We start from the raw sequence: 24,467 nt of genomic DNA on the forward strand, positions 1-24,467 counted from the left end.
CAGGACTCAGCCGAGGCCGAGTCGGAGCATGAACACTCCGGGGAACACCGCGAACAGGACGCTCAGCGGAAGGATCAGGAACACGAGCGGGAAGAGCATGTAGATCTCCTTGCGGCCGGCCCGCTCGATGAGGGCGCGCTTGGCGTCCTCGCGGGCGTCGAGCGCCTGCGCGTGGAGCACGTGCGCGAGAGGCGCGCCGCGCTCGATGGCCGCAGCGAGCTGATCGACGGCCCGCGAGACGGCCGGGATCTCCAGACGGCCGGAGAGACCCGCGAGAGCCTCGGGAAGAGATGACCCCGTCCCGACCTCGACGACCGCTGCACGCAGTTCCCGCGTGAGATCGCCCGCGCCCACATCGCTCACGCGTCTCACCGCATCTCGGATCCCCTCACCGGCCGACAGGCACAGCGCGAGGAACTCCAGGACCGTCGGCAGCTCCTCCTCGATGCGCGCCACCCGGGCGCGAGCCGCGTGCGTGAGACGCGCGTCGGGCAGGAGGGCCGCCCCCACCGCGATGAGCACCGGAAGAACCGCCAGCGAGGGAGATGCTCGCCCGAGCATCACGCCGGCCACGCTCACGAGGCCGCCGATTGCCAGACCGACCACCGCCCAGGCGAGCTGCCGCCCGCGGAACGCCGCCGCATCGTCACCACGTCCGGCCTGCCGCAGGCGTCGCGTGATGGATGCCTCACCTCCCACGATCTCGGAGAGCCGGCGCTGCATCGCTTGCCACACGGCATCGCGATCCCGCGGCACCCCGGCGACGGCGAGTCCGACGCCGCGCGGATCGGTGACGTCGCGGATGTACGGCGCGATCCGCCGCGCGAGGGAGGGCGCACCCCATCGTGGTGCACGGGAGAGCACCAGACACACGCCTGCCGCCCATGCGCTGCCGAGAACAACCGCGAACGCGAGATCGTCGACGACGAACATCATCCGAACCACCGCCGCGGTTCCGGCAGGCGCCCGAGTCGCAGCATCGCTCGGAACGCGACGAACGACACGACCCCACCGGCCAGGACGAGCACGACACCCTCGGGGCTGCCGTAGGCGCGAGCACCCTCGGGCCGCAGCGCCAGCAGGGCGAGGATCACCCACGGCGCCGCGACACCGAGCACGGCCGCGCCACGGATCCAGGACTGACGCGACTCCACTTCGGCCCGGAGCGCCGCGTCTGCGCGCACCGAAGCGGCGAGCGCCCGCAGAACGGGCGTGAGCTCGGTCCCGCCGACCTGTCGAGCCATCCGGAGGGTCTCGATGATCCGATCCGCCACCGGATCCGAGAGGGCGACCTTGAGCCGCTGCGCACTGGAGTCGAAGTGACCGGAGGCCGCGACATCCCGCGCGAATCCCGCGAACGCGGGTCGTAGACCCGCCGGAGCCGAGTCGGCGAGGCTCGCCACCGCGTCGGGCAGCGACATCCCCGCGCGCACCGACGCGATCAAGAGGTCGCATACGTCCGGCCACAGTCCGCGCCGCTGGCGCAGCAGTCCGCGTCGTCGCGCGCGCAGCCAGACGAGGGGTGCGGATGCCGCGGCCGCCGCCGCGACGACGCTGAGCGCACCCACCTGGGTGGCGAGCCACACGGCCGACGCACCCACCCCGCCGCAGCATCCGCACACGAGGACGACCGCGCCGGGTGACACGCGGGGAAAGCCGGCGGCGTCGAGCAGACGCGCGAGCGCGCCGGCTCGGGCGGCACGCGGACGGCGCGACGAGGCCGGCCACAGCCACGGAGAGACGGCCAACAGCACTCCCGCGGCGAGGACGCCTCCCCACACGAACGTCACGGCGCACGTCCGTACAGCGTGCGGGCGGTGATCACACCCGCCTCGACGCCGGTGGGCTCGACGATCTCGGCGACGCGACGACGACCGGATGAGTCCCGTTCGCAGTGCACGACGAGATCGACGGATGCCGCGACCGCCGGCAGCACGAAGGCGGCGTCGATGTTGCGGCCCGCCAGGAGCGGCAGCGCAGCGAGCTTCGCGAGCGCCTCCCGCGCCGAGTTGGCGTGAATCGTCCCGGCCCCCGGCACCCCCGTGTTGAGGGCCAGCACCAGGTCGAGCGCTTCGGCGTCGCGGACCTCGCCGATCACGAGACGATCGGGTCGCATGCGCAGCGCCTCCTTGACGAGGCGCCGGAGGGACACCTCCCCGGTTCCCTCGAGACTCGGCTGCCGGCCCTGGAGTGCGACGAGGTCCGGCGCCGCGACGGCGAGCTCGAACGTCTCCTCCACGGTCACGATGCGATGCGCCGGCGGGCATGCGGCGATGAGGGCCCCGAGCAGGGTCGTCTTCCCCGCGTGGGTCGGCCCGGATACGAGCACCGACGCGCCGTTCGCCATCGCGCGGCGGAGCAGGACGGCAGCGTCGTCGGTCAGGGACCGGGCGGCCACCAGCCCGTCGAGATCCCGGTAATGGGGCAGGAACTTGCGTACGTTCACCGCCCAGTGGCGACGCGTGATGTCGGGGATCACGACGTGGAGACGCGAGCCGTCGGGCAAGGACGCATCGACGAAGGGCTGGCTCAAGTCGACCCGGCGTCCTGTGGAGTGCAGCATCCGCTCCACGAGATCCCTCACGGCCGCATCGGTCAGGGCGAGCGGCGTGCGCTCGGGCACGCCCCCTCGTGCGATGAAGATCCGGTCGGGAGCGTTGATCCACAGCTCCTCGACCGTCGGGTCGTCGAAGTACGGCTGCAGCGGCCCGAACCCGGCGACCGTCGCCAGCACCTCACGCACACACGCCGCTTCGTCGTCGACGGGCTCGAGACCCCGCGCCAGCGCGAAGTCATTGTGCCGTCGCACCTCGGCGCGCACCACCTTCGCGGCAAGCTCCGGGTCGCGCGCGGGATCGGCGCGTTCCGCGCGGAGATGCTCACGCACCCGCTCGGCGACGGTAGCGGCGGGCGTCGCCCGGGCGATCGAGCGCTCGCCGAGACCTGACGGGGCGTAAAGGACGGGACGAACGGACACGTCAGCATCCTGGCAAGCCCGGCAAGCGCCATCCGGAAGTTATCCACAGGAGGCGCACTCCGAGGAAAGAATACTCATATTCTTCTTCTCGCGTTCAATACCGTGCACAGATGCGCCCGACGTCTCCAGGAGGCAGGATGGAATGACGACGGAAGGACGAGCCGATGACCGGCAAGACAGAACTCTCCCCGGCAGGCAAGGCCGCGATGGGCCTCGTGGGCCTGGTTCAGGTCGTGTTCGCGTTCCTCGCGTTCTGGGACCTCGCCCACCGCGACGCTTCGGAGGTCCGCGGACCGAAGCCGGTGTGGATCCCGGCCATCCTGGTGAACTGGATCGGGCCGGCGAGCTACTTCCTCTTCGGAATCCGGCGCTGAGGCCCCGGAGGCGAAGCCGGGGGCAGACCCCACAGCCGGCGTCCAGCGCCGTCAGTAGACTGATGCCACTCGCGGGAGTGGTGGAATTGGCAGACACGCAGGATTTAGGTTCCTGTGCCTCCGGGCGTGTGGGTTCAAGTCCCACCTTCCGCACGCGGCCACGCTGCACCACTCCTCGCCGACCGCCTCGAAACGACGGGAAACGACCTTGCACTCCATCGCCCTGATCCCCTGGCTCGACCCTGCCGCGATCATCGACTGGGCCGGCCCGTGGGCGCTCGCGGTGGTGTGCTTCATCGTCTTCGCCGAAACGGGCCTCCTGGTCGGATTCCTCCTCCCCGGCGACACCCTGCTCATCATCGCCGGCCTCCTCTCCCACCCGCAGGACTACGCCCCCAACGGCGTCTTCGGGCTGAGCGTGTGGTGGGTCGCGCTGCTCATCGGCCTGTCCGCTTTCATCGGCGGCGAGGTCGGCTACTACATCGGCCACAAGGGCGGTCCGTCGGTCTTCGAGAAGAAGGAGTCCGGGCTCTTCAGCGTCAAGAACGTCGAGCGCACGAACGCCTTCTTCGAGCGGTTCGGCGGCCTCACGATCATCCTCGCCCGCTTCGTCCCCATCGTCCGCACCTTCGCCCCCGTCGCCGCCGGCGTCGGGCACATGAACAAGTGGAAGTACACCCTCTACAACTTCATCGGCGCAGTGATCTGGGGCTTCGGACTGACGATGTTCGGCTACCTCATCGGGTTCATCCCCCCGGTCGCCGACTTCGTCGAGAACTACATCGACCTCATCCTCCTCGTCGCGGTCGGCGGCACCGCCCTCGTCACCCTGTGGCACTACTTCCGCGAGCGGAGCAAGGCCAAGAAGGCCGCGGCCGCCGGTGAGGACGTCGTCACCGACCATCAGGAGGCCGAGGCGCTCGTCCTGGACGCCGACGTCTTCGACCGCGGCCCGGAGCCCGGCCACCACGACGGCGGTCACGCGGCGGACGGCGCTCCGCGCACCTGACCCTGCGGTCGCCGGTCAAGACGCCTTGGCCGTCTTCTTCCTCGCGGCGGGCTTCTTCTCGGCGGTCTTCTTCGAGGCGGACTTCTTCTCCGCCGCCTTCTTCGCGGCCGGTTCGGTCGCAGTCTTGGCCGCCGGCTTGCTCGCGGGCGCAGCATCCGTCCCCGAGCTCTTGCCTTCGCGCGCCGCACGCGAGCGCTCGACGCTCGCCCGCAGCGCAGCCATGAGGTCGATCACCTCGCCGCCGGACTCCTCCTCCTCGTGCTCGCCGAACGTCTCCGAGGTGTCGAGCGCGTCGCCCTTCTCGAGCTTCGCGTCGATCAGCGTGCGCAACTCGGCCTGATACTCGTCGGTGAACTCGGACGGGTCGAAGTCGCTCGCGAAGCTTTCGACGAGGGATGCCGAGAGCTCGAGCTCCTTCGCCGAGATGCGCACCGTCTCATCCAGCGCCGGGAAGGCGGCCTCGCGCACCTCGTCGGCCCACAGCAGCGTCTGCAGCACGAGAACGTCGCCCCGCACGCGGAGCGCGGCCAGGCGCGTCTTCTGCCGGAGCGAGAACCGCACGATCGCCGTGCGGTCGGTCTGCTCGAGCGTCTTGCGCAGCAGGACGTAGGCCTTCGGGGAGGCCGAGTCGGGTTCGAGGTAGTACGCCTTGTCGAGGGTGAGGAGGTCGACCTGATCGCTGGGCACGAACTCGACGACGTCGATCTCGCGGCTCTTCTCGGAGGGCAGCGAGGCGAGGTCCTCCTTGGTCAGCACGACCGTCTTCTCGCCGTCGTCATACGCCTTGTCGATGTCCTGGTAGGGCACGACCTCACCGTCGATCTCGCACACCCGCTGATAGCGGATGCGCCCCCCGTCCTTCGCGTGCACCTGGTGCAGAGACACGTCGTGGTCCTCGGTCGCCGAATACACCTTGACCGGCACGTTGACCAGCCCGAAGGTCAGTGCGCCCTTCCAGATCGCTCTCATCCCCCCAGTACACACCGGGCGCGCCTGTCACGGCTAGCCTGAACCCATGTCCGGTGGTCCGAGCACGGTGAGCATCGGCGGGCGCCGCCTGCGCATCACGAACCTCGACAAGGTGCTCTACCCGGACACGGGGACGACCAAAGGCGAGGTGATCGACTACTACACGCGTATCGCCCCGCTGCTGATCCCGCACGTCGTGGGGCGCCCGGTGACCCGCAAGCGCTGGCCGGAGGGAGTGGGGACCGAGGACGATCCCGGCATGGTGTTCTTCGCGAAGGACCTCGAGCCTGGCGCGCCCTCCTGGGTGAAGCGGGTGCCGATCCCCCACTCCACCGGCACCAAGGCGTATCCGCTGGTCGGCGACGTGCCGACCCTCGTCTACCTCGCCCAGGTCGCGAGTCTCGAACTCCACGTGCCGCAGTGGCGGTTCACGCCGGCCGGCGAACGGGGCTTCGCGGATCGGCTCGTGCTCGATCTCGATCCCGGGCCCGGGACGGGACTGCGCGAGTGCGCGGCCGTCGCGGCATGGGCGCGCACCCTGCTCTCGGACATGGGCCTCGAGCCGTTCCCGGTGACGAGCGGAAGCAAGGGCATCCATCTCTACACCGCCCTGCCCGACGGCCAGACCACCGAGAACGCGTCGGCGATCGCGAAGGAGCTGGCGCGGGCGATCGAGGCGGACCACCCCGACCTCGTCGTGAGCAGCATGAAGAAGACCGAGCGGCAGGGCAGGGTGCTGATCGACTGGAGCCAGAACAACGGGTCCAAGACGACCATCGCGCCGTATTCGCTGCGCGGGCGGACCGAGCCGATCGTCGCCGCCCCCCGCACGTGGGAAGAGCTCGACGATCCCGAACTGCGGCACCTGCGCTTCGAGGACGTGCTCGAGCGCATGGAGCGCATCGGCGATCCGATGGCCTCCCTCGGCTACCACGCAGGAGGCCGCGAGGCCGAGGAGGGCCCGCTCTCCTCGTACATCGCGAAGCGCAGCGCGTCCAAGACTCCCGAACCGGTGCCCGGGAATCCGCTCGGGCGACCACCCCACACCGACCTCCCGATCTTCGTCATCCAGGAGCATCACGCCAGCCGCCTCCACTGGGACTTCCGGCTGGAGCACGACGGCGTGCTGGTCAGCTGGGCGGTCCCGCGCGGTGTGCCCCACTCGTACAAGCGCAACAACCTCGCCGTCATGACCGAGGACCACCCCATGGAGTACGCGACGTTCGAGGGCACGATCCCGGCCGGCGAGTACGGCGGAGGCACGGTGACGATCTGGGACGACGGCCGCTACGAGCTCGAGAAGTGGCGCGACGACGAGATCATCGCGACGCTCGAGGGCAGGCCGGGCGGTCCGCTCGGTCGTGTGCGCCTGGCCCTCATCCGCACCGAGGGCGAGGGCGAGAAGTCGTCGTGGCTCCTGCACCGCATGAAGACGGATGCCGCGGGCCACCCGCAGCCGGACGGCGACCCCGTCGAGCCCAGCGCGCAGGCGGACGAGCCCGCACGCACGCCGCCGCCGCCGCGCGCGCCCACCTCCGCGCCCGAGATGTCCTGGCCTCCCGCCGCCGACGCGCTGCGCCCCATGCTCGCGACGAACTCCACCGCGGCCCTGGCTGCCCAGGCGGCAGCGCGGTGGGGCGGGCCTGCGTGGGTCGAGGGGAAGTGGGACGGGATCCGCGCGGTCGGCGTGTGGGACGGCTCCCGCCTTCGCCTGTACGCCCGCAGCGGCAACGAGATCACCCACCGCTACCCCGAACTCACCGACGTCGAGGCGGGTCTCGGCGCCGAGACCGCGGTCGTGGACGGCGAGCTCGTCGCCCTCGAACCGGACGGACGCCCGAGCTTCCCGCTGCTGCAGACCCGCATGAACCTCGAGCGCCCGGGAGACATCGCACGCGAGGCGCGCCGCACCCCGGTCCGGTACTACCTGTTCGACGTCCTCGCCCATGACGGCCACGACCTCACCGGGCTTCCGCTCGACGAGCGCCGCGGCATCCTCGAGACCCTCTCCGTCGACGCGATCGGCGCCGTCACGGTTCCTCCCGTGTTCGACGACCTCGACGCGGCGCTCGAGAGCAGCGCGCAGCTGCGGCTCGAAGGCGTCATGGTCAAGGACCCGCACGCCCCCTACGTGCGCGGCGCGCGGACGGAGTCGTGGCTGAAGGTCAAGCACACCCGCACGCAGGAGGTCGTCATCGCCGGGATCCGACCCGGCAAGGGCGGGCGCAGCGGCACCTTCGGATCGCTCCTCGTCGGCATCCCCGACGACGAGGGGCTCCGCTACGCCGGACGAGTGGGCACGGGGTTCTCGGACCGCGCGCTCGCGTCGCTGCTGCGCACGCTGACGCCGCTGCGGACCGACGAGAACCCGATGATCGGCGTCCCCTCGCTCGACGCGCGCGATGCGCTCTGGGTGCGTCCCGAACTCGTCGCCGAGGTCGAGTACGGCGAGTTCACACCGGGCGGCATCCTGCGCCATCCGCGCTGGCGCGGCCTGCGACCGGACAAGCCTCCCGCGGACGTGCGGCGGGAGGACGCCGCGAGCACCCGCGCCTGACGCTACGCGTGGGCGTCGTGCTCGACGTGTCCGGCGGGCTCGAGCTGGAAGGTGGAGTGCTCGACGTCGAAGTGCTGGTCCAGGCACGACTGCAGCCGGCTGAGGATCGACGCGGCACGTCCGTCGGCCATCGCCGCGTCGTCCACGACGACGTGCGCCGAGAACACGGGCGCCCCGCGCGTGAGCTGCCACACGTGCACGTCGTGCACGTCGACCACGCCGGGCGTCTCCAGGATGTGCCGTCGGATGTCGCGCACCTGCGTCCCCTGCGGCACCGATTCCGACAGCACCGAGACCACCTCGCGCAGCAGCCCCACGGCGCGCGGCACGATCATCGCGGCGATGAGGAGCGAGGCGACGGCATCCGCCTGCACCCAGCCGGTCACGACGATGACGAGCGCTGCGACGATCACCGCCGCCGACCCGATGAGGTCTCCCAGAACCTCGAGGTACGCACCCCGCACGTTCATGCTCCGCCGCTGCGCCGCGCTGAGCAGCCACATCGCGACGGCATTGGCGGCGAGCCCCACGACCGCCACGACGAGCATGAGCGCGCCCGCGACCTCGACCTCGCCGGGGTCGATGAGCCGCTTCACGCCCTCGACCGCGATCCACACCGACAGGGCGATCAGCACGACCGCGTTGATCAGCGCACCGAACACCTCCGCGCGCTGGTATCCGAACGTGCGACGGTCGTTCGCCGGGCGGGCGGCGACGGATGCCGCGACCAGCGCGATCACGAGGCCCGCGGCATCCGTGAACATGTGCACCGCATCGGCGAGCAGCGCGAGCGAGCCGGACAGCACCGCACCGACGACCTGCACGACCATGACCGCACCCGTGAGGGCGAGCGAGATCGCGAGCAGCCGCCGGTTGCTCGCGCCTCGGATTCCTCCCTCGCGGGCGTGGTCGTGCATGATCCCAGGCTAGGCCCGTCGACCCGCGGCCGCGGGCGTGGACGGCAGTCGGGAATGAGTCTGATTCTCAGTCGCGACGCGTCACAGCCGCTCGAGCAGCGGGACGAGCTGCTCGAAGGCGCGGGCGCGGTGCGAGGCGGCGTTCTTCTCGGGAGCGGACCACTCTCCCACGGTCCGCTCGGCGTCCGCGGGCTGCCCGTCGGGGACGAACACGGGGTCGTAGCCGAACCCCCCGTCCCCCGCGGCACTCGTGGCGAGCCGGCCCGGCCAGACGCCCTCGACGACCTGCTCGCGTGACGCCTCGCCGGGGACGACGAGGGCGATCGTCGAGACGAACTGCGCCGTGCGATGGGGATCGCGGATGTCCGAGAGCTGATCGAGCAGCAGGCCACGGTTCGCGGCGGCGTCCTTGGCGTGTCCGGCCCAGTACGCGGAGAAGACGCCGGGCGCTCCGCCGAGGACGTCGACACAGATGCCGGAGTCGTCGGCCATCGCGGGAAGGCCCGTGTGCTCGGCCGCCGCCCGCGCCTTGATGAGGGCGTTCTCGGCGAAGGTGACACCGTCCTCCACGGGCTCGGGCCCGTCGTAGGCGATCACCGTGAGGTCGGGGCGGGTGCGCGCCACGATGTGCTGGAACTCCTCCACCTTGTGCGGGTTGTGGGTCGCGAGGACGATCGTGCGGGCGGCCTCGCTCTGCTCCCGGATCCCGGTCATGACGTCGCGTCGCCCTCCGCCGGAGCGAGCGCGGTGACCTGCTGCTCGCGCAGGGAGGCGCAGCCCGCGACGCCCAGATCGAGGAGCGCGTCGAGCTCGCGCTTGTCGAACGGTGCGCCTTCCGCCGTGCCCTGGACTTCGACGAACAGTCCGCGTCCCGTGACGACGACGTTCATGTCGGTCTCGGCCCGCACATCCTCGACGTACGCGAGATCGAGCAGCGGCACGCCGTCGACGATGCCGACCGACACCGCGGCGACCGAGTCGTGCAGCACCTCGGAGCGCTGGCCGATGAACTTCTTCCGGCGACCCCATTCGATCGCGTCCGCGAGCGCGACGTACGCGCCGGTGATCGCGGCGGTGCGCGTGCCGCCGTCCGCCTGGAGCACGTCGCAGTCGATGACGATCGTGTTCTCGCCGAGCGCCTTCGTGTCCACCACGGCACGGAGCGCGCGCCCGATGAGCCGGGAGATCTCGTGCGTGCGCCCGCCGATCTTGCCCTTGACGCTCTCGCGGTCGTTGCGGCTGTTGGTCGCCCGCGGGAGCATCGCATATTCAGCGGTGACCCAGCCCTTGCCCTTGCCGGTCAGCCAACGCGGAACACCGTTCGTGAAGGAGGCGGTGCACAGCACCTTCGTGCCCCCGAACGAGATGAGCGCCGACCCCTCGGCCTGGCTGCTCCAGCCCCGTTCGATGGTGACGGGGCGCAGCTGGTCGGCGGATCGGCCGTCGGCGCGGACGAGATCGGTCATTCAGGGCTCCTCGGTGCGTGTCGGGTGTTCGGGGTTCAGCTGTGGCGGCCCGGGAGGTCGATGGCGCCGGTCTGGACGAGCCGGACGTCGCTCACCTCGCGTCCCATCAGGCGGTGGGCGAGGCGCAGGAAGTCGTCGGCGGAGTCGCCCGTGGCCTCGTAGACATGGCGGGGCGCGGCATCCGCCCCCGCCAGCAGGTCGCGGGAGACGAGCTGCCGGTAGACGTCCTTCGCCGTCTCGGTGTCGCTCGAGACCAGCGAGACCTCCGGGCCCATGACGTAACTGATCGCGCCCTCGAGGAACGGGTAGTGCGTGCACCCCAGCACGAGCGTGTCCACGCCGGCGTGCCGCAGGGGCGCGAGATACTCCTCGGCCACGGCGAGCACTTCGGGCGTGTCGGTCACGCCGGCTTCGACGAACTCGACGAACCGCGGGCAGGCCTGCGCGAACACGGTCAAGCGCTCGTTCACCTCGAGCATGTCCTGATAGGCGCCCGACGAGATCGTCCCGGCCGTGCCGATGACGCCGATGCGGCCGTTGCGGGTCGTCGACATCGCGGTCCGCACGGCGGGGCCGATCACCTCGACGACGGGCACGTCATAGCGCTCCCGCGCGTCGCGCAGCACGGCCGCAGAGGCGGTGTTGCAGGCGATCACGAGCATCTTCACACCCTCGTCGACGAGGGTGTCGAGGATCTCGAGGGAGTACCGGCGCACGTCGGCGATGGGCTTCGGGCCGTACGGCGAGTGCGCCGTGTCGCCGATGTAGAGGATGGTCTCGCGCGGCAGCTGGGCCGAGACGGCGCGAGCGACGGTGAGCCCGCCGACACCGGAGTCGAAGATTCCGATGGGAGCGTCGTTCACGATCGACCAGCCTACGCCAGTGATCACTAGGCTGACCCGCATGGGCGAGTCTCCGAGCACGGCACTGCACACGGATCGCTACGAGCTCACCATGCTCGACGCCGCGCTGCGGGACGGCACCGCCGAGCGCCGCTGCGTCTTCGAGCTCTTCGGCCGCCGCCTGTCGGGCGGCCGGCGCTTCGGCGTGGTCGCCGGGACCGGTCGGCTGCTCGGACTCATCCGGGACTTCCGCTTCGGGCATGAGGAGCTGCGCTGGCTCCGAGACGAGAAGGTGGTGGATGCCGCGACCCTCGACTACCTCGAGGAGTACCGCTTCACCGGATCGATCACCGGGTACCGCGAGGGCGAGCTGTACTTCCCCGGCTCCCCCATCCTGACCGTGGAGGGCACGTTCGCCGAGGCCGTCGTCCTCGAGACGCTCGCCCTCAGCGTGCTCAACCACGACTCGGCCGTGGCCACCGCCGCCGCGCGCATGAGCGTCGCCGCGGGCGACCGCCCGCTCGCCGAGATGGGTTCGCGCCGCGCGGGCGAGGCCTCCGCGATCGCCGCGGCACGGGCCGCCTACATCGCCGGATTCGCGGCGACGAGCAACCTCGAGGCGGGGCGCCGTTGGGGCATCCCCACGATGGGCACCGCCGCGCACGCGTGGACGCTGCTCCACGACACGGAGGAGAAGGCGTTCCGCTCGCAGGTCGAGGCTCTGGGGACCGGGACGACCCTCCTCGTGGACACCTACGACACGCGCGCGGGAGTCGAGACCGCCATCCGTGTCGCGGGGACCGGCCTGGGAGGCGTGCGCATCGACTCCGGAGACCTCCCCATCGTCGCCGGCGAGGTGCGCGCACAGCTGGACGAGCTCGGCGCGACGCAGACGAGGATCACCGTCACCAGCGACCTCGACGAGTACGCGATCGCGGCGCTCGCGGCATCCCCCGTCGACTCCTACGGCGTCGGCACCTCAGTGGTCACCGGCTCGGGAACCCCCACCGCCGGAATGGTCTACAAGCTCGTCGCACGGCAGGACGACGCCGGCGGCTGGGTGGGGGTGGCCAAGGCCTCGGCCGAGAAGGGGTCGAAGGGCGGGCGCAAAGCCGCGTTCCGCACACTCGACCGGGGAACGGCCACGAGCGAGCTCATCGTGGTGTCCGACGGCTTCGAAGCCGTCGACACCGCGGCATCCCATCCCGACGCGCGAGCGCTGCAGGTGCTGCTCGTGACCGACGGAGAGCCGGATGCCGCGTTCGAAGGGCCCGCGGGGGTGCAGGCGGCGCGCGAGCACCACGCGTACGCCCGTGAGGAGCTGCCCGTGCGCGCGCTCGCGCTCAGCAAGTCCGATCCCGCCATCCCGACCGTCTATCGCGAGGCGGACGAGCGGTCAGCCGGCCAGTGAGTCGTAGATCTCTTTGCAGGTCGGGCACACCGGGAACTTCTCCGGGTCTCGACCGGGCGTCCACTTCTTGCCGCACAGGGCACGGACCGGCTTGCCGGTGAGCGCCGACTCGAGGATCTTGTCCTTCTTCACGTAGTGCGCGAAACGCTCGTGGTCGCCGGGCTCGATGCTCTCTTCGCGGATGAGCTCTTCGAGCTCTCGATCGAGGGTGGCCAGGCCGCCCTGATCCGGGCCTTCGAGAGGGGTGCTCATGGAGAGCCAGTGTAGCCCGCCACGGCCCGGCAGGGTCGGGGTCTCACGTCGACTCCGCGAACTCCATCAGGCGTCCGCCACGACGCGAGAAGATCATCGATCCCGCGGCCACCCCGATCAGCAGCACGCCGAGTCCGGCGGACAGTCCCGCCCACAGCGCGGGCGTCGCGGCGTCGATGTCGACGGTGAGCGCGATCCACGCGCACCACAGCGCCGGCGCGCTGACGGCAACGGCGCCGAGCATGACGAGACCCTGCGAGAGCGCCCCGCTGGACCCCGTGCGCTGGGGCTGCTGGAAGGGGCTCTCCCCCGGCCGCGACACGGCGTAGGGCGCGAGCACGGACGAGACGCTGGACAGGCCCAGCCCGCCGAAGAACAGCGCCGCACACACGCCGACCATCGCCGGGAGCAGCGCCCAGCGACCGTGGAGGGAGACGGCGATCGGGATGGCGATCGCGAGGAGCGGGACTCCGACGAGGAGGACCGGCACCAGCCGGCCGACGCGATCCGAGACTCCCCTCATGCCGCTCGCGAGGTGCATCCACACCGCCGTGGAGTCGTACGCCAGATCGTTGTGCGGCAGCCACCCCAGCAGCAGGGCGGCGAACGGCACCGGCACCAGGGCCGCCACCTCGAGAGGCACGCCGGCCACGACGAGAGGGACCACGGTCAGGACCGCGGCGACGGGGATGACGAGGACGTTCACGACATAGCGGCGGTCGCGGAACCAGTAGACGAGGCTTCGCGCGGCCACGGCGCCGCCCGGTGTGCCGGGGGCGACGGCGAACCAGCCGAGTCCCGATCGCTCCCGCACCGACGCGGGCCGCTCGGTCGTCGTGAGCAGGCGCCGGACCACCCAGATCCAGATCAGTGCCAGCAGACCGACGGTCGCGACGGCGACGAAGAGGGACAGTCCCGCCGAGTCCTCCCCCGCGGCGAGGAGGCCGGGGAACCCCCACGCCGCTCCGAGCGGGGTCAGGGCGAGCGCGGCGACCGCCTCGGCGAGCTGGGTGGGCACGGCGCCGGACCACTCGAGCGAGGCGAGGAAGACGCCGACCGGGACCACCACGATGACGATCGCGAGCAGGAAGAGGCCGGACAGTTCCCGCGAGCGGCGCTCTCGCAGGAAGAGCGAGGCGACCGCCATGCACACGCGGGCGAGCAGGGTGCAGGTGAGGACCCCCAGGAGCACACTCGCGGCCGCCGCGGGCCACGTCACTCCGTGCTCGCCCCACACGAGGGCCGCCGTGACGGAGATCGCGAGCAGGGCGAAGATCGGGACGCTGATCAGTCCCGCCACCGCGAGCACCGCCGTCAGGGGGAGGCGAGGAAGGGCGAGAACCGCGAACCGGCGCGGATCGAGCGGATCGTCGGCCGCGCCGATGAGCGGGGCGAGGGCGAACCCGAGGGTCAACGCGGCTCCGCCGAGCACCGTCACGGCGAGCACCACGGAGGTCTCGGCATCCGCCAGCGTCAGGAGCGCCCAGCATGCCGTCGCCGTGGCGGCGACGACGGCGACGAGGGCGAGCGCCGAGCGCACCACCTGTCGACGATCACCGCGGAGAGCACCGAACAGCAGTGCGATCCTCAGTCGGAGAACGTGTGCAGCCACTCGAGGCCCTCCACGTCACTGAGCCCGCCGGCGAGTTCGATGAAGCGCTGCTCGAGGCTCAGCTCCCCGCGCACCTCATCGACTGTGCCCTCGGCGAGGACCTGGCCGGCGACGATGACCGCGACGCGCGAACACACGCGCTCCACGAGCTCCATCCCGTGGCTCGACAGGATCACGGTGCCTCCGTGCGCCACGTACGTGGAGAGGATGTCGAGGATGATCGCGCTCGAGACCGGATCGACCGCCTCGAACGGCTCGTCGAGCACCAGTACGCGCGGCGAGTGGATCAGCGCCCCGGCGAGCATGATCTTCTTCACCATGCCCGCGGAGTAGTCCGAGACGACGCGGCCGAGGGCGTCGCCGAGGTCGAAGGCGCGCGCGAGATCCGCGGTGCGGCTCTCGACGACGGCAGGCGCGAGTCCGCGCAGCACGCCGTAGTAGTAGAGCAGCTGACGCCCCGTGAGACGGTCGAACGTGCGCAGGCGGTCGGGCAGCACGCCCATGAGCCGCTTCGCGGCGACCGGATCGGATGCCGCATCCACCTGTCCGACGCGGATCGACCCCCGGTCGGGTTCGAGGAGCCCGGCGATCATCGACAGCGTGGTGGTCTTGCCCGCACCGTTCGGGCCGACCAGTCCGTAGAAAATGCCCGCCGGCACCGTGAGATCGATGCCGTCGACGGCGATCGCGTCTCCGAAGCGCTTGGACACGCCGCGAAGGGAGAGAGCATCGCCCTCGAGCGCGGGAGCGGCGGCCACGATCAGGTCGGGGGCGGGCTCGGGCTCGAGCTCGCGGATCGGTGCGGGCTCGACGCCCGGGGGCTCGGGCTCGGGCTCGACGACCGGAGGCTCGGGCTCGGGCTCGACTTCGGGCGTCGCGGCCGGTGGTTCGGGGAGGGGAGGCCGGGGCGGGATGACGATGTCCGCGGCCGCGCGTTCCGCCGTCTGAAGGTCGGAAAGGCGGGTTTCCGGTTCCGGCGCGGGGGTTTTGGATCGGGGCTTCGGCCTCGACGCCGCGTCGGACTTGGACGGGGTGGTGGTCGCGGACTTCTTCCGGGGAGCCTTGCGCGCGGGCGTTCCGGCGGCGCCCGTGGGGGTCTCGCGCGGGGCGTCCGTATCACTCGGAGCCGGGCTCGTCGACAGCGCCACGACGGACGCATCCTCGTGACTTTCCGGCTCTTCCGGATCGATGTCGTTCGGCACCGGGAGGGAGGCTGTCACCGATCCAACGTATCAAGCCCCCGGACCGCCCGGGCACAGGGGACACCCCGTCCCAACATCGCCGCATGTCACGAAACGGCAACGGCGGCCCAGCATCCTGCGCGTTCCCAGGTGCCCTCGCTACCATGTACGCGGCACGAAGGGGTGTCGAGTCGGTGAACCGACAGTGAATCACGCACCTCAGGAGCAGACCTTGACCCTTCAGACCGTCATTCTCGCAGCCGGAATGGGCTCGCGGCTCGGCCGGAGTCTCCCCAAGCCGTTGACCGAACTCGGCGACGGTCGCAGCATCATGCAGCAGCAGCACGACAACATCCGGGCGGCCTTCGGCGACGACGCGAAGATCACCACCGTCGTCGGCTATCGCGCCGAGACGATCGTCGAGGCATTCCCGACGGTCGATTACGTGTACAACGACCGGTACGACCAGACCAACACCTCCAAGAGCCTGCTGCGCGCACTCGCGAAGACCGGCAAGGGCGGCGTGCTGTGGATGAACGGCGACGTCGTCTTCGACCCGCGCGTGCTCGGCCGCGCGATCGATCTCATCGAGCGCGACCAGTCATTCGTGACGGTCAACACCTCGAAGGTGAGCGACGAAGAGGTCAAGTACACCGTCGGCGGCGACGGATTCATCCGCGAGCTGTCGAAGACCGTCGTCGGCGGCGCCGGCGAGGCGGTGGGCATCAACTTCATCTCCAGCCGCGACAAGAAGGCGTTCGTCCGGCAGCTCGGCCGCGTCGATGACCAGGACTACTTCGAGCGCGGACTCGAGCTCGCGATCGCCGAAGACGGCGTGCGGATCGCACCGCTGGACATCTCCGACCTGTACGCGGTCGAGGTGGACTTCGCTGAGGACCTCGAGAGGGCTAACCTCTTCGTCTGACCCTCGGCGATCATCCTGTCAACCCGGGGCGTGCGTCCAGGTCGATCCGCATAGGATCGCCCGATGAGCGAGAAGGTGCACCGCATCCACTCCCTGCCGGGCGACTCCCCCTGGCAGGGCGGACTCCCGCCCGCGGGGTCCGAGGAGCATCCCCGCACGATCCGCGCGCTGGACCGCGTGCTCGCGATCCAGCGCCCCGTCGTACTCGCGCACCTGCGCAGCATCCGTCTGCGGCACCCGGATGCCTCGTCCGCGGACATCGTCCGGATCCTCGAGCGTCGCTACCTCGCCGCCGTCACGACCGGCGGCGCCGCTGTCGGTGCAACCGCCGTCGTCCCCGGCATCGGGACCGGGGTCACGCTCGCCCTCAGCGGCGTCGAGACCGTGGGATTCCTCGAGGCCACGACCCTGTTCGCCCAGTCCGTCGCAGAGGTGCACGGCATCCCTGTCGCCGACCCCGATCGCGCTCGCGCGCTCGTGCTGACGCTCATGCTCGGCAAGGAGGGGGTCGACCTCGTGTCCCAGCTCGCCGGCCAGGCGATGGGGAGGGGACCAGCGCGCGACCGTTACTGGGGCGAGCTCGTCACCAAGACGATCCCCCGCGCGGCCATGGGGCCGATCGTCGATCGCCTGAAGACGACCTTCATCCACCAGTTCGCGGCCCGCGGCGGCGCATCGTGGATCGGCAAGGCCCTGCCGTTCGGCATCGGTGCGGCGATCGGCGGCGCGGGCAACAACATCCTTGGCCGCCGCGTGCTGGTCACCTCGAGACGGGCGTTCGGAGCGCCGCCCGTCCTTCTTCCTCCCGACCTGGAGCCCCGCCCGGGTACCCTGCGCCTCGAGCACGCCGCCACCCGCACGATCCGGCGCGCCGGCAGCGCGATCGCCGGCGGCGTCGCGCGGGGCGCTTCGACCGTGGGCGGAGCCGCGCGGCGCGTCGGCCGCCGCAAGGAGCTGTCGTCGCCCGAACGTCCCGGCCGAGACGTCGACGCCGAACACGACATCCCCGAGGACGACATCGGCGACGACTGACCCGTCGCCGCTGCCGCAACGTATCAGCCGCGCCCACCGCGTCCTCTCTGGTGCCGGGAGGGGCGGCGGGAGTACTCTCGCCGCGGGGAGAGAGACGAGGGCTCATGCCCACCGACGAGGGCGACGGCAATCCGCGGGAGTTCTCTGCGGTTCCGCCTGAGCCAGAGCTCGAGCCAGACGCGCCCAAGCCCATGGCCCAAGGCGAGACGCCCGCGTCCGATGCGTCATCCTCACCACCGGCGTTCTCGCTGCCCGGCATGCCGCGCACGGTGTCGCTCGTGACCGACTCGGTCATCACACGCCCGCTCGCCGAGCGGATGGCATCGGCCACCGCCGACGAGCTCATCGGGATCGTCGTCGAGCTCCGCACCGACAGCGGGCTGCCGCTGGACACCGCCGTCGCCGAACTGACGGTCGGAGTCGTCTTCGCGGTGTCCCACTCCGCCGGGGGGAAGACGCGGGCGAAGGACCCCGAACTCGTCCGCGCGACGGGAGGCTACGTCTTCGCCGCGCTGACTGCCACCGAGATCCTGCGGCTGGTGGGGTGGGACGGCGACAAAGGCGCACGCCCCGCCGGCGGCCGCCAGGAGGCCAAGACCGCGCCCCGGAGCCTGATCAACCGCGTCTGGCCGAACTTCGAGGTCAGCGCGACCATCCACCGCTCCGTCATCACGACCAAGTGCGACGCGGCGGTGCGAGCGTTCGACGCGACCGGTGACGGCATCGTGTGGGCGGTGCTCGACACCGGGATCGACGCCGGCCACAAGCACTTCGCGACGCACCGAACGCTCGATCTTCCGGCCGGTCTCGCGCCTCGTTCCTTCGTCCGCGGAACGGACGACGACGCCGCGGTGCGCGACCCCAACGGTCACGGCACGCACGTGGCGGGGATCATCGCCGGGGGGCAGACCGCCACCGCACGCAAGCCGATCGCCGCGGCGACCTGGTACCGCACGGCGGAGGGGGCGACCGGCGTGGAGCGGGTGCCGCTCGAGCGCATCAGCGGCATGGCTCCCGAGACCAAGATCCTGCCCATCAAGGTCCTCGCCGATGATCGGACCGGCGACCTCGAGGCCCTGCTCAAGGCGCTCGAGCACATCCAGGAGCTCAACCGCTGGGGCCGCGAGCTCAACGTGCACGGCGTCAACCTGTCGCTCGGGTACGCCTTCGACCCGTCGTGGTTCGCGACCGGCCTCTCCCCCGTGTGCCGCGAGGTCGACCGGCTCGTCGCGAACGGCGTGTGCGTGGTCGTCTCGGCCGGGAACACCGGATACGGCGCAGCGCTGGACACCCTCCGCCGAGAGATGCGGCTGGGGTTCGGCATGACGATCAACGACCCCGGGAACGCCGAACGCGCGATCACCGTGGGCTCGACATCCCTCAAGCCCTACTCCACGGGGGTGTCGTACTTCTCGTCGAAGGGACCCACCGGCGACGGCCGGCGCAAGCCCGACCTCGTGGCGCCCGGCGAGCGTGTCGTGAGCGCGGGAGCCGGCGAGCTCCTCGACAAGGCGCGCGCAACGGTGCAGCTGAAGCCGGGCGAGAAGGCGGCCGACATCACGTACGTCGAGGACTCGGGCACGTCGATGTCCGCGCCGCACGTGTCGGGCGTCGCGGCGGCGTTCCTCTCGGTCCATCGCGAGTTCATCGGCAAGCCCGATGATGTCAAGCGCGTGCTCATGGACTCGGCCAGTGATCTCGGTCGCGACCCGGCCTTCCAGGGCCGAGGCCTCGTCGACGCGATGCGTGCCATCCAGAGCGTGTGATCGCGCGCACGAGCGGAAGGAATGAGGACATGAAGCTCCCCTACACCGAGGTCGAGTTCGACGCGAAGGGCGGATACGTCGACCCGGAGCAGATCGACGAGGCCGAGAAGCTCCTCGACGACAAACGCCCGACGGACGTCATCGTCGTGGCGCACGGCTGGAACAACACCGCCGGCCAGGCGCGCGAGCTGTACGAGCGACTCGTGGACTCGATCGTCGCGGTGCGCCCCCGGGTACCGGGCGCCGCGAGTCGGCGGTTGGCCGTCGTCGGGGTGCTCTGGCCGTCGATCCAGTGGGCGCCGGTCGAGAACGACGGCGCGGGAGCCGGTATCGGGGACGAACTCGCCGCCCTCGAGGCCGAGATCGCGGAGCGCGTCGACGACGCCGGCACCCGAGAGCGGCTGCTCGCCCTCGCACCCCGCCTCGACACCTCATCCGAGGCGCAGGAGGAGTTCGTGGCACTGCTGCGCACCACGCTCCCCCAGGCGTCCGAGGGCGAAGACGGAGGAGGGTTCGAGGCACTCACCAAGGCACCCGCGGCGGAGGTGATGGCCGCCGCCCGCGGAGGCGGCGCCCTGGAGGGGGCTCCCGCCGCCGCCGGGGGCGCGGCATCCCTCGATCCCGCCGGGCTCGAGCCCCTGCCGGCGGGCGGTGGCGCCGGCTTCTTCGACAGCATCGTCGGGGCGGCTCGCAACCTGGTGAACGTCGCGACGTACTACACGATGAAGGAGCGTGCGGGAACCGTCGGAACCAAGGGCATCGCGGATCTCCTCGACCGGCTCCACGCCCACTCCGGCGACACCCGCCTCCACCTGGTCGGCCACTCGTTCGGAGGACGGGCGATGACGGCGGCGACGGTCGCCACCTCTGCCCCCGTCTCTTCGCTGTCGCTCCTGCAGGCGGCCTACAGCCACTTCGGCATGGCGGAAGGCTGGGACGGCGCGCGCAAGAACGGCCTGTTCGTCACGGCGCCCGGCAAGGTGCACGGTCCGATCATCATCACCCACACGCGCAACGACAAGGCGGTGGGGATCGCCTACCCGATCGCGTCCCGGCTGGCCCGGCAGATCGGCGTGGGCCTCGGCGACGAGAACGATCCGTACGGCGGGATCGGCCGCAACGGAGCTCTCAAGACGCCCGGCGGCGCGGCCGGCAAGCTCCTCGACGTCGGCGGCACCTACGCCTTCGCGGAGCACGACGTGTGGTCTCTCGACGCGGATGCCTTCATCACGGGACACGGGGACGTGACCGGCCGGCAGGTCGGCTACGCCGTCCTCTCGGCCGTGACGAGCACCTGAACCGGATCCGGCGGACACGGACCCTCTGATCGACACGCCGCCGCGCGCGGGAATACGCTCAGTCCCATGGACAGCACTCTCGCGTGCCTGGCGGCGTGGATGCCCCGGCAGCGGTGGTACGCCGCGAAGGGGCGCCCGCCGAGCCTGCGCCTGGTCTCGTGGTGGGATCTGCCGCCCGCGAGCGCCGCGGACGCCGGGGCGCGCATCCGGACATACCTCGTCGCGGACGAGGGCGCCCTCCCCGTCGTGCTGTACCAGCTGCCCGTCGTCTCCCGGGCCACCGAGACCGTCGATGCGCACCCCGACCACGTGATCGGCAGCCCCGAACCCGGCACGACGTTCATCGACGGACCGCACGACCCCGCCTACGCCCGCGCGCTCTACGATCTGGTCACCGTCGGCGGGAGCGGAGAGGGCCCGCGGACGGTCGCGACCGGGCATCCGCGCCGTCCCGGGCACACCGCCGGCACTCCGACGGCGAGCGTCATGAGCGGCGAGCAGTCCAACACATCCCTCATCTACCGGTCGAGCGGGATGCCCGTGATCTGCAAGGTGTACCGCCAGCTGCAGGCCGGCCTCAATCCCGACATCGAGCTCCCCACCGCCCTCGCCGAGGCGGGCTCGGTGCATGTGCCGCGCGCCGTCGGCTGGGTGGAGGGCACGTGGCCCGACCTCGCCACCGCCCGCGGCAGCGTCAGCGGATCCCTGGCTTCGGCCCAGGAGTTCCTCCCCGACGTCGAGGACGCCTGGCGCGTCGCGCTCCACGCCGCGGCACGGGGCGACGACTTCCGCGACTCGGCACGCGCCCTCGGAGCCGCGACCGCCGAGGTGCACGTGTCGCTCGCGGAGCTGTTCCCCACCCGGCCGACGTCGGCCGACGACCGCCGGGCGACCGTCGGCACGTGGCAGCGGCGTCTCACCATCGCGATCGCCGAGGTCCCGGAGATCGCGGAGCGCCGCGAAGCCATCGAGAGCGTGTACGCGCGGGCTGCGACGGCACCGTGGCCGGAGCAGCAGCGGATCCACGGCGACTACCACCTCGGCCAGGTGCTCCACGTGCCCGGCCGCGGGTGGGTGCTCCTGGACTTCGAAGGAGAGCCGCTGCGCCCGATGGCGGAGCGCACGAGCGCGGATCTCGCGCTGCGCGACGTGGCCGGCATGCTGCGGTCATTCGACTACGTCGCCGGGTCCATCCGACTGGACGATCCGCAGCGCTCGCCCGAGGCCGCACGAGACTGGGCCCGTTCCGCGCGCGAGGGCTTCCTCGAGGGATACGCCCTGGCCTCCGGCGCGGACCTGCGCAGCGAGGAGTCGGTCCTGGCGGCGCTCGAGCTCGACAAGGCCGTGTACGAGGCCATCTACGAGGCAAGGAACCGTCCCACGTGGGTCACGATCCCGCTGCGCGCGATCGCACGGCTCGTCGAGCGGCCGGCACCGGTCGCGTGACCGCGCGCCGTCAGGCGTCGTCGTCGAGCTCGGCCTCGTCGCCCTCGTCCGGGTCGTCCTCGTCGGACGACAGCGCGTACCACCGCCCCCACTCGTCCATGAGATGCCCGATGGCGGCGTGGAACCGGTTCGTGGCGGCGCCGGGCGAGGTGTCTCCGAAGTAGTGGCGCACCCAGTGCTCGAGGCGCGCAACCGCCTCGGGGTCGCCGAGGACGCGATCCGTCTCGGCGATGACGGATGCCGCGGCCGAGGCATCCAGCCACTCGCACGCCGAGAGGTAGCCGTGGGTGTCGATGGCGGCGGCCGGGTCGACGGGGCGGGTGACCAGCAGCGGCTTGTCGGCCGCGAGCCGGTCGTAGACCATCGCCGAGATGTCGACGACGGCCACGTCGGCGGCCGAGAGCTGCCACCCGAGGTCGGGCCCGTCGTCGTGAACGTGCCCCGCGGCAGGATCGGCCGCGTTCGCGGCGGCGATCGCGGCGACGATCCGGCGGTTCGCCGCGCCGTAGGCGGGATCGACCACGCCCGACCGCGGATGCGGGCGGTAGATCAGGCGGTGCCGCGGGGACGAGAGCACGGCAGCCGCCAGTGCCTCGCCGTGCGACGCGATCGAGCCGTAGTGGGCGGACGGGCGGTCGCCCTCCCACGTCGGGGCGTAGAGGACGACGATGCGGTCGTCGGGCGTGTACGGCAGCGAGCCCGAGTAGTGGTCGGCCTGCGGACGGCCGATCGCGATGGCGCGGCGGTCGACGTCGTAGTCCCACAGCACCCGCGAGAGCCGCTCGCGCGCGGCATCCCCCGCGATGAAGGCGAAGTCGTACGCCTTGTACTGATTGGTGGTCATGTACATCTTGTCGGACTCGCCGTGGTTGATGAAGACGTGCCAGCGACGCCCGTACCGGAACATCTGGAAGTTGCGGGTGTTCTGGTTGACGTAGAGCACCACGCGGATGTCCTGCTCGGCGAGAAAGGCCTCGAGGTCGCGCACGGTCGGGACGAACGCCACGGGCGGCGAATCCTCCGCGAGCAGAGCCCTCGCGCCGGTCGCGGAGCGGCTGAGCACGACGACGGGCCACGTCCGCGCGAGGTCCGCGAGCGGCTTGTACCACTGCCGCATCTGGTACATGTTCACGTTTCCGTCGGCGAAGTAGACGGCAACGCGGTAGTGGAAGCGTGGATGCTGCGGCCGGCCGGCGAGGGAGCGCCGGACATCGATGACGGCGCGGCGATTCTTCACCGCCTTGCGGACCAGTGCGACCGCCTTCTTGCCATCCGAGACCAGACCCACGCCTCCAGACTACCCAGGCGACACATGACATGATCGACGCGTGCAGGTCGATGAACGTGGGCGCCGTGATGCGCCGGACGTCCCTCCCGGGGCCGGCGTGACGTATGTCATGCCCGTCCTCAACGAGGCCGACTATCTCCAACGCGCCGTCGAGACCGTGATGGCGCAGGACGTGGACGGGCCGTTCGAGCTCATCATCGCCCTTGCCCCGTCCACGGACGGCACGACCGCACTCGCCCGCCGGCTCGCGGACGCCGACCCCCGCATCGTCCTCGTCGACAATCCCCGCGCCGACATCCCGGTCGGTCTGAATCTCGCCATCCGCGCCGGCCGGTTCCCGACGATCGTCCGCGTCGACGCCCACTCCGAGCTCGAGCCCGACTACACCCGCCGCGCACTGGAGACCCTCCGGCGGGTGCGCGCGGCCAACGTCGGCGGGGTGATGCGCGCCGACGGCCGCACACCGTTCCAGCGGGCCGTCGCGCGCGCGTACAACTCGCCGATCGGCCTCGGCGGCGGCGCCTACCACGGGGGCACCGAGGAGGGCGAAGCCGAATCGGCGTACCTCGGTGTGATCCGCCGTGCCGCCCTCGATGAGGTCGGCCTGTTCGACGAGTCGATCCGGCGGGGCGAGGACTGGGAGCTGAACCTGCGGATCCGCCGCGCCGGCTACCGCGTGTGGTTCGACCCGGCGCTGTCGGTGACGTACTGGCCGCGCGAGAGCTGGCCGCGCCTGGCCCGGCAGTTCTCGGCCACCGGTCGGTGGCGGGGAGAACTGGTTCGACGATTCGGGCGCGGCAACTCGCTGCGCTTCTTCGCACCTCCGCTCCTCGTGCTCGACATCTTCGTGGCCGCGGTCGTGGCCGTGCTCCAGCTGAGCGGCGTCCTGGGCGGCTGGTGGTCGGTGGCGGCCTCCCTCGTCTACCTGCCGGTGGCGGCTTACGCCGTCGTCATCGTCGGGGTGTCGCTCGGACCCGGCGGAGGCCGCGGATGGCGCGACAAGCTCTGGACGGCCGCCGTGCTGCCGACCATGCATCTCGCGTGGGGCTGGGGCTTCCTCGTCGGCGTGGTGCGCGGGGCGCACGACACCGTGGACACGTCGCGCCTCGGAGCCCGCAACACCCCGCTCCCCTGAGCCGCGTCCG

22 protein-coding genes and 1 tRNA gene are annotated in these 24,467 nt (G+C 71.2%); 11 read left to right on the top strand and 12 right to left on the bottom strand.

Annotated features, from left to right (window positions below):
* Positions 1-6: 6 nt before the first annotated feature.
* From ACFQ0P_RS16060 to ACFQ0P_RS16070, 3 genes are read right to left on the bottom strand one after another with little or no spacing between them, the layout of a single operon-like run.
* Positions 7-933, bottom strand: a complete 927-nt coding sequence (locus ACFQ0P_RS16060; RefSeq protein WP_204981458.1) for a type II secretion system F family protein — start codon at positions 931-933, stop codon at positions 7-9.
* Complete coding sequence (locus ACFQ0P_RS16065; RefSeq protein ID WP_204979632.1) at positions 933-1,790, bottom strand: type II secretion system F family protein; 858 nt, start codon at positions 1,788-1,790, stop codon at positions 933-935. The genes ACFQ0P_RS16060 and ACFQ0P_RS16065 overlap by 1 nt, the downstream gene beginning before the upstream one ends.
* Positions 1,787-2,926 (bottom strand): CpaF family protein, encoded by a 1,140-nt coding sequence (locus tag ACFQ0P_RS16070; RefSeq protein WP_378772935.1) that lies wholly within the window; start codon positions 2,924-2,926, stop codon positions 1,787-1,789. Before ACFQ0P_RS16070 ends, ACFQ0P_RS16065 begins: the two co-directional genes overlap by 4 nt.
* A 215-nt stretch (positions 2,927-3,141) precedes the next feature.
* Between ACFQ0P_RS16070 and ACFQ0P_RS16075 the strand changes: the two genes are divergently transcribed.
* The 3 genes from ACFQ0P_RS16075 to ACFQ0P_RS16085 all read left to right on the top strand — a co-directional run bounded on the left by ACFQ0P_RS16075 (position 3,142) and on the right by ACFQ0P_RS16085 (position 4,360).
* Positions 3,142-3,351, top strand: coding sequence for a PLDc N-terminal domain-containing protein (locus ACFQ0P_RS16075; protein ID WP_204979633.1), 210 nt, complete (start codon positions 3,142-3,144; stop codon positions 3,349-3,351).
* 71 nt (positions 3,352-3,422) lie between these two features.
* Positions 3,423-3,504, top strand: a tRNA-Leu gene (locus ACFQ0P_RS16080).
* A 55-nt stretch (positions 3,505-3,559) separates the two neighbouring features.
* Entirely contained in the window at positions 3,560-4,360 is an 801-nt protein-coding gene (locus ACFQ0P_RS16085) for a DedA family protein (protein WP_204979634.1), read from the top strand.
* Positions 4,361-4,375: 15 nt separating this feature from the next.
* Here the strand turns inward: ACFQ0P_RS16085 and ku are convergent, their stop codons facing one another.
* Entirely contained in the window at positions 4,376-5,329 is a 954-nt protein-coding gene (gene ku / locus ACFQ0P_RS16090; protein WP_204979640.1) for a non-homologous end joining protein Ku, read from the bottom strand.
* Positions 5,330-5,375: 46 nt separating this feature from the next.
* Here ku and ACFQ0P_RS16095 point away from each other — a divergent pair, with 46 nt between their 5' ends.
* Positions 5,376-7,886, top strand: coding sequence for an ATP-dependent DNA ligase (locus ACFQ0P_RS16095; RefSeq protein WP_204979642.1), 2,511 nt, complete (start codon positions 5,376-5,378; stop codon positions 7,884-7,886).
* Positions 7,887-7,888: 2 nt separating this feature from the next.
* Here the strand turns inward: ACFQ0P_RS16095 and ACFQ0P_RS16100 are convergent, their stop codons facing one another.
* The 4 genes from ACFQ0P_RS16100 to murI form a co-directional block, all read right to left on the bottom strand.
* Complete coding sequence (locus ACFQ0P_RS16100) at positions 7,889-8,803, bottom strand: cation diffusion facilitator family transporter (RefSeq protein WP_204979644.1); 915 nt, start codon at positions 8,801-8,803, stop codon at positions 7,889-7,891.
* Positions 8,804-8,884: 81 nt separating this feature from the next.
* Complete coding sequence (gene rdgB, locus ACFQ0P_RS16105) at positions 8,885-9,517, bottom strand: RdgB/HAM1 family non-canonical purine NTP pyrophosphatase (RefSeq protein WP_204979645.1); 633 nt, start codon at positions 9,515-9,517, stop codon at positions 8,885-8,887.
* Complete coding sequence (rph, locus tag ACFQ0P_RS16110; protein ID WP_204979647.1) at positions 9,514-10,269, bottom strand: ribonuclease PH; 756 nt, start codon at positions 10,267-10,269, stop codon at positions 9,514-9,516. The genes rdgB and rph overlap by 4 nt, the downstream gene beginning before the upstream one ends.
* A 35-nt stretch (positions 10,270-10,304) precedes the next feature.
* On the bottom strand, positions 10,305-11,132 hold the full coding sequence (gene murI, locus ACFQ0P_RS16115; protein ID WP_204979649.1) for a glutamate racemase: 828 nt from the start codon (positions 11,130-11,132) through the stop codon (positions 10,305-10,307).
* A 40-nt stretch (positions 11,133-11,172) separates the two neighbouring features.
* Here murI and ACFQ0P_RS16120 point away from each other — a divergent pair, with 40 nt between their 5' ends.
* Positions 11,173-12,522: a nicotinate phosphoribosyltransferase gene (locus ACFQ0P_RS16120; protein WP_204979651.1), complete on the top strand. Its 1,350-nt coding sequence runs from the start codon at positions 11,173-11,175 to the stop codon at positions 12,520-12,522.
* Here the strand turns inward: ACFQ0P_RS16120 and ACFQ0P_RS16125 are convergent.
* Genes ACFQ0P_RS16125 through ACFQ0P_RS16135 form a run of 3 tightly spaced genes read right to left on the bottom strand, consistent with a single transcriptional unit; the run spans position 12,508 to position 15,606 of the window.
* The gene (locus tag ACFQ0P_RS16125) at positions 12,508-12,774 is read right to left on the bottom strand and encodes a DUF3039 domain-containing protein (protein WP_204979653.1); all 267 of its coding nucleotides are present in this window, start codon (positions 12,772-12,774) and stop codon (positions 12,508-12,510) included. The two genes, ACFQ0P_RS16120 and ACFQ0P_RS16125, sit on opposite strands and share 15 nt — an antisense overlap.
* A 43-nt stretch (positions 12,775-12,817) precedes the next feature.
* On the bottom strand, positions 12,818-14,386 hold the full coding sequence (locus tag ACFQ0P_RS16130; protein WP_204979655.1) for a hypothetical protein: 1,569 nt from the start codon (positions 14,384-14,386) through the stop codon (positions 12,818-12,820).
* On the bottom strand, positions 14,362-15,606 hold the full coding sequence (locus ACFQ0P_RS16135; protein WP_378772852.1) for an ABC transporter ATP-binding protein: 1,245 nt from the start codon (positions 15,604-15,606) through the stop codon (positions 14,362-14,364). The genes ACFQ0P_RS16130 and ACFQ0P_RS16135 overlap by 25 nt, the downstream gene beginning before the upstream one ends.
* 193 nt (positions 15,607-15,799) lie before the next feature.
* Between ACFQ0P_RS16135 and ACFQ0P_RS16140 the strand changes: the two genes are divergently transcribed.
* The 5 genes from ACFQ0P_RS16140 to ACFQ0P_RS16160 all read left to right on the top strand — a co-directional run bounded on the left by ACFQ0P_RS16140 (position 15,800) and on the right by ACFQ0P_RS16160 (position 22,034).
* Entirely contained in the window at positions 15,800-16,492 is a 693-nt protein-coding gene (locus ACFQ0P_RS16140; RefSeq protein WP_204979656.1) for a phosphocholine cytidylyltransferase family protein, read from the top strand.
* A 63-nt stretch (positions 16,493-16,555) separates the two neighbouring features.
* On the top strand, positions 16,556-17,524 hold the full coding sequence (locus ACFQ0P_RS16145) for a hypothetical protein (RefSeq protein ID WP_204979657.1): 969 nt from the start codon (positions 16,556-16,558) through the stop codon (positions 17,522-17,524).
* Positions 17,525-17,628: 104 nt separating this feature from the next.
* Entirely contained in the window at positions 17,629-19,290 is a 1,662-nt protein-coding gene (locus ACFQ0P_RS16150; protein ID WP_204979658.1) for a S8 family peptidase, read from the top strand.
* 29 nt (positions 19,291-19,319) lie between these two features.
* On the top strand, positions 19,320-20,588 hold the full coding sequence (locus ACFQ0P_RS16155; RefSeq protein WP_204979659.1) for an alpha/beta hydrolase family protein: 1,269 nt from the start codon (positions 19,320-19,322) through the stop codon (positions 20,586-20,588).
* Between the two features lie 66 nt (positions 20,589-20,654).
* Complete coding sequence (locus ACFQ0P_RS16160) at positions 20,655-22,034, top strand: maltokinase N-terminal cap-like domain-containing protein (RefSeq protein WP_204979660.1); 1,380 nt, start codon at positions 20,655-20,657, stop codon at positions 22,032-22,034.
* 10 nt (positions 22,035-22,044) lie between these two features.
* Here the strand turns inward: ACFQ0P_RS16160 and ACFQ0P_RS16165 are convergent, their stop codons facing one another.
* Positions 22,045-23,322, bottom strand: a complete 1,278-nt coding sequence (locus ACFQ0P_RS16165) for a CDP-glycerol glycerophosphotransferase family protein (protein WP_204979661.1) — start codon at positions 23,320-23,322, stop codon at positions 22,045-22,047.
* Positions 23,323-23,431: 109 nt separating this feature from the next.
* Between ACFQ0P_RS16165 and ACFQ0P_RS16170 the strand changes: the two genes are divergently transcribed.
* Positions 23,432-24,457, top strand: a complete 1,026-nt coding sequence (locus ACFQ0P_RS16170) for a glycosyltransferase family 2 protein (RefSeq protein ID WP_204981461.1) — start codon at positions 23,432-23,434, stop codon at positions 24,455-24,457.
* Positions 24,458-24,467 lie beyond the last annotated feature (10 nt).

Origin of the sequence: Microbacterium insulae (assembly GCF_042677065.1) — a bacterium.
GTDB lineage: Bacteria > Actinomycetota > Actinomycetes > Actinomycetales > Microbacteriaceae > Microbacterium > Microbacterium insulae.

Bases quoted from the DNA above. Each gene is read 5' to 3' on its own strand.
- ACFQ0P_RS16060 (WP_204981458.1), bottom strand. From the start codon at position 933: ATGTTCGTCGTCGACGATCTCGCGTTCGCGGTTGTTCTCGGCAGCGCA.
- ACFQ0P_RS16075 (WP_204979633.1), top strand. From the start codon at position 3,142: ATGACCGGCAAGACAGAACTCTCCCCGGCAGGCAAGGCCGCGATGGGC.
- ku (WP_204979640.1), bottom strand. From the start codon at position 5,329: ATGAGAGCGATCTGGAAGGGCGCACTGACCTTCGGGCTGGTCAACGTG.
- ACFQ0P_RS16095 (WP_204979642.1), top strand. From the start codon at position 5,376: ATGTCCGGTGGTCCGAGCACGGTGAGCATCGGCGGGCGCCGCCTGCGC.
- ACFQ0P_RS16100 (WP_204979644.1), bottom strand. From the start codon at position 8,803: ATGCACGACCACGCCCGCGAGGGAGGAATCCGAGGCGCGAGCAACCGG.
- rdgB (WP_204979645.1), bottom strand. From the start codon at position 9,517: ATGACCGGGATCCGGGAGCAGAGCGAGGCCGCCCGCACGATCGTCCTC.
- rph (WP_204979647.1), bottom strand. From the start codon at position 10,269: ATGACCGATCTCGTCCGCGCCGACGGCCGATCCGCCGACCAGCTGCGC.
- ACFQ0P_RS16120 (WP_204979651.1), top strand. From the start codon at position 11,173: ATGGGCGAGTCTCCGAGCACGGCACTGCACACGGATCGCTACGAGCTC.
- ACFQ0P_RS16125 (WP_204979653.1), bottom strand. From the start codon at position 12,774: ATGAGCACCCCTCTCGAAGGCCCGGATCAGGGCGGCCTGGCCACCCTC.
- ACFQ0P_RS16145 (WP_204979657.1), top strand. From the start codon at position 16,556: ATGAGCGAGAAGGTGCACCGCATCCACTCCCTGCCGGGCGACTCCCCC.
- ACFQ0P_RS16150 (WP_204979658.1), top strand. From the start codon at position 17,629: ATGCCCACCGACGAGGGCGACGGCAATCCGCGGGAGTTCTCTGCGGTT.
- ACFQ0P_RS16155 (WP_204979659.1), top strand. From the start codon at position 19,320: ATGAAGCTCCCCTACACCGAGGTCGAGTTCGACGCGAAGGGCGGATAC.
- ACFQ0P_RS16160 (WP_204979660.1), top strand. From the start codon at position 20,655: ATGGACAGCACTCTCGCGTGCCTGGCGGCGTGGATGCCCCGGCAGCGG.
- ACFQ0P_RS16170 (WP_204981461.1), top strand. From the start codon at position 23,432: ATGCCCGTCCTCAACGAGGCCGACTATCTCCAACGCGCCGTCGAGACC.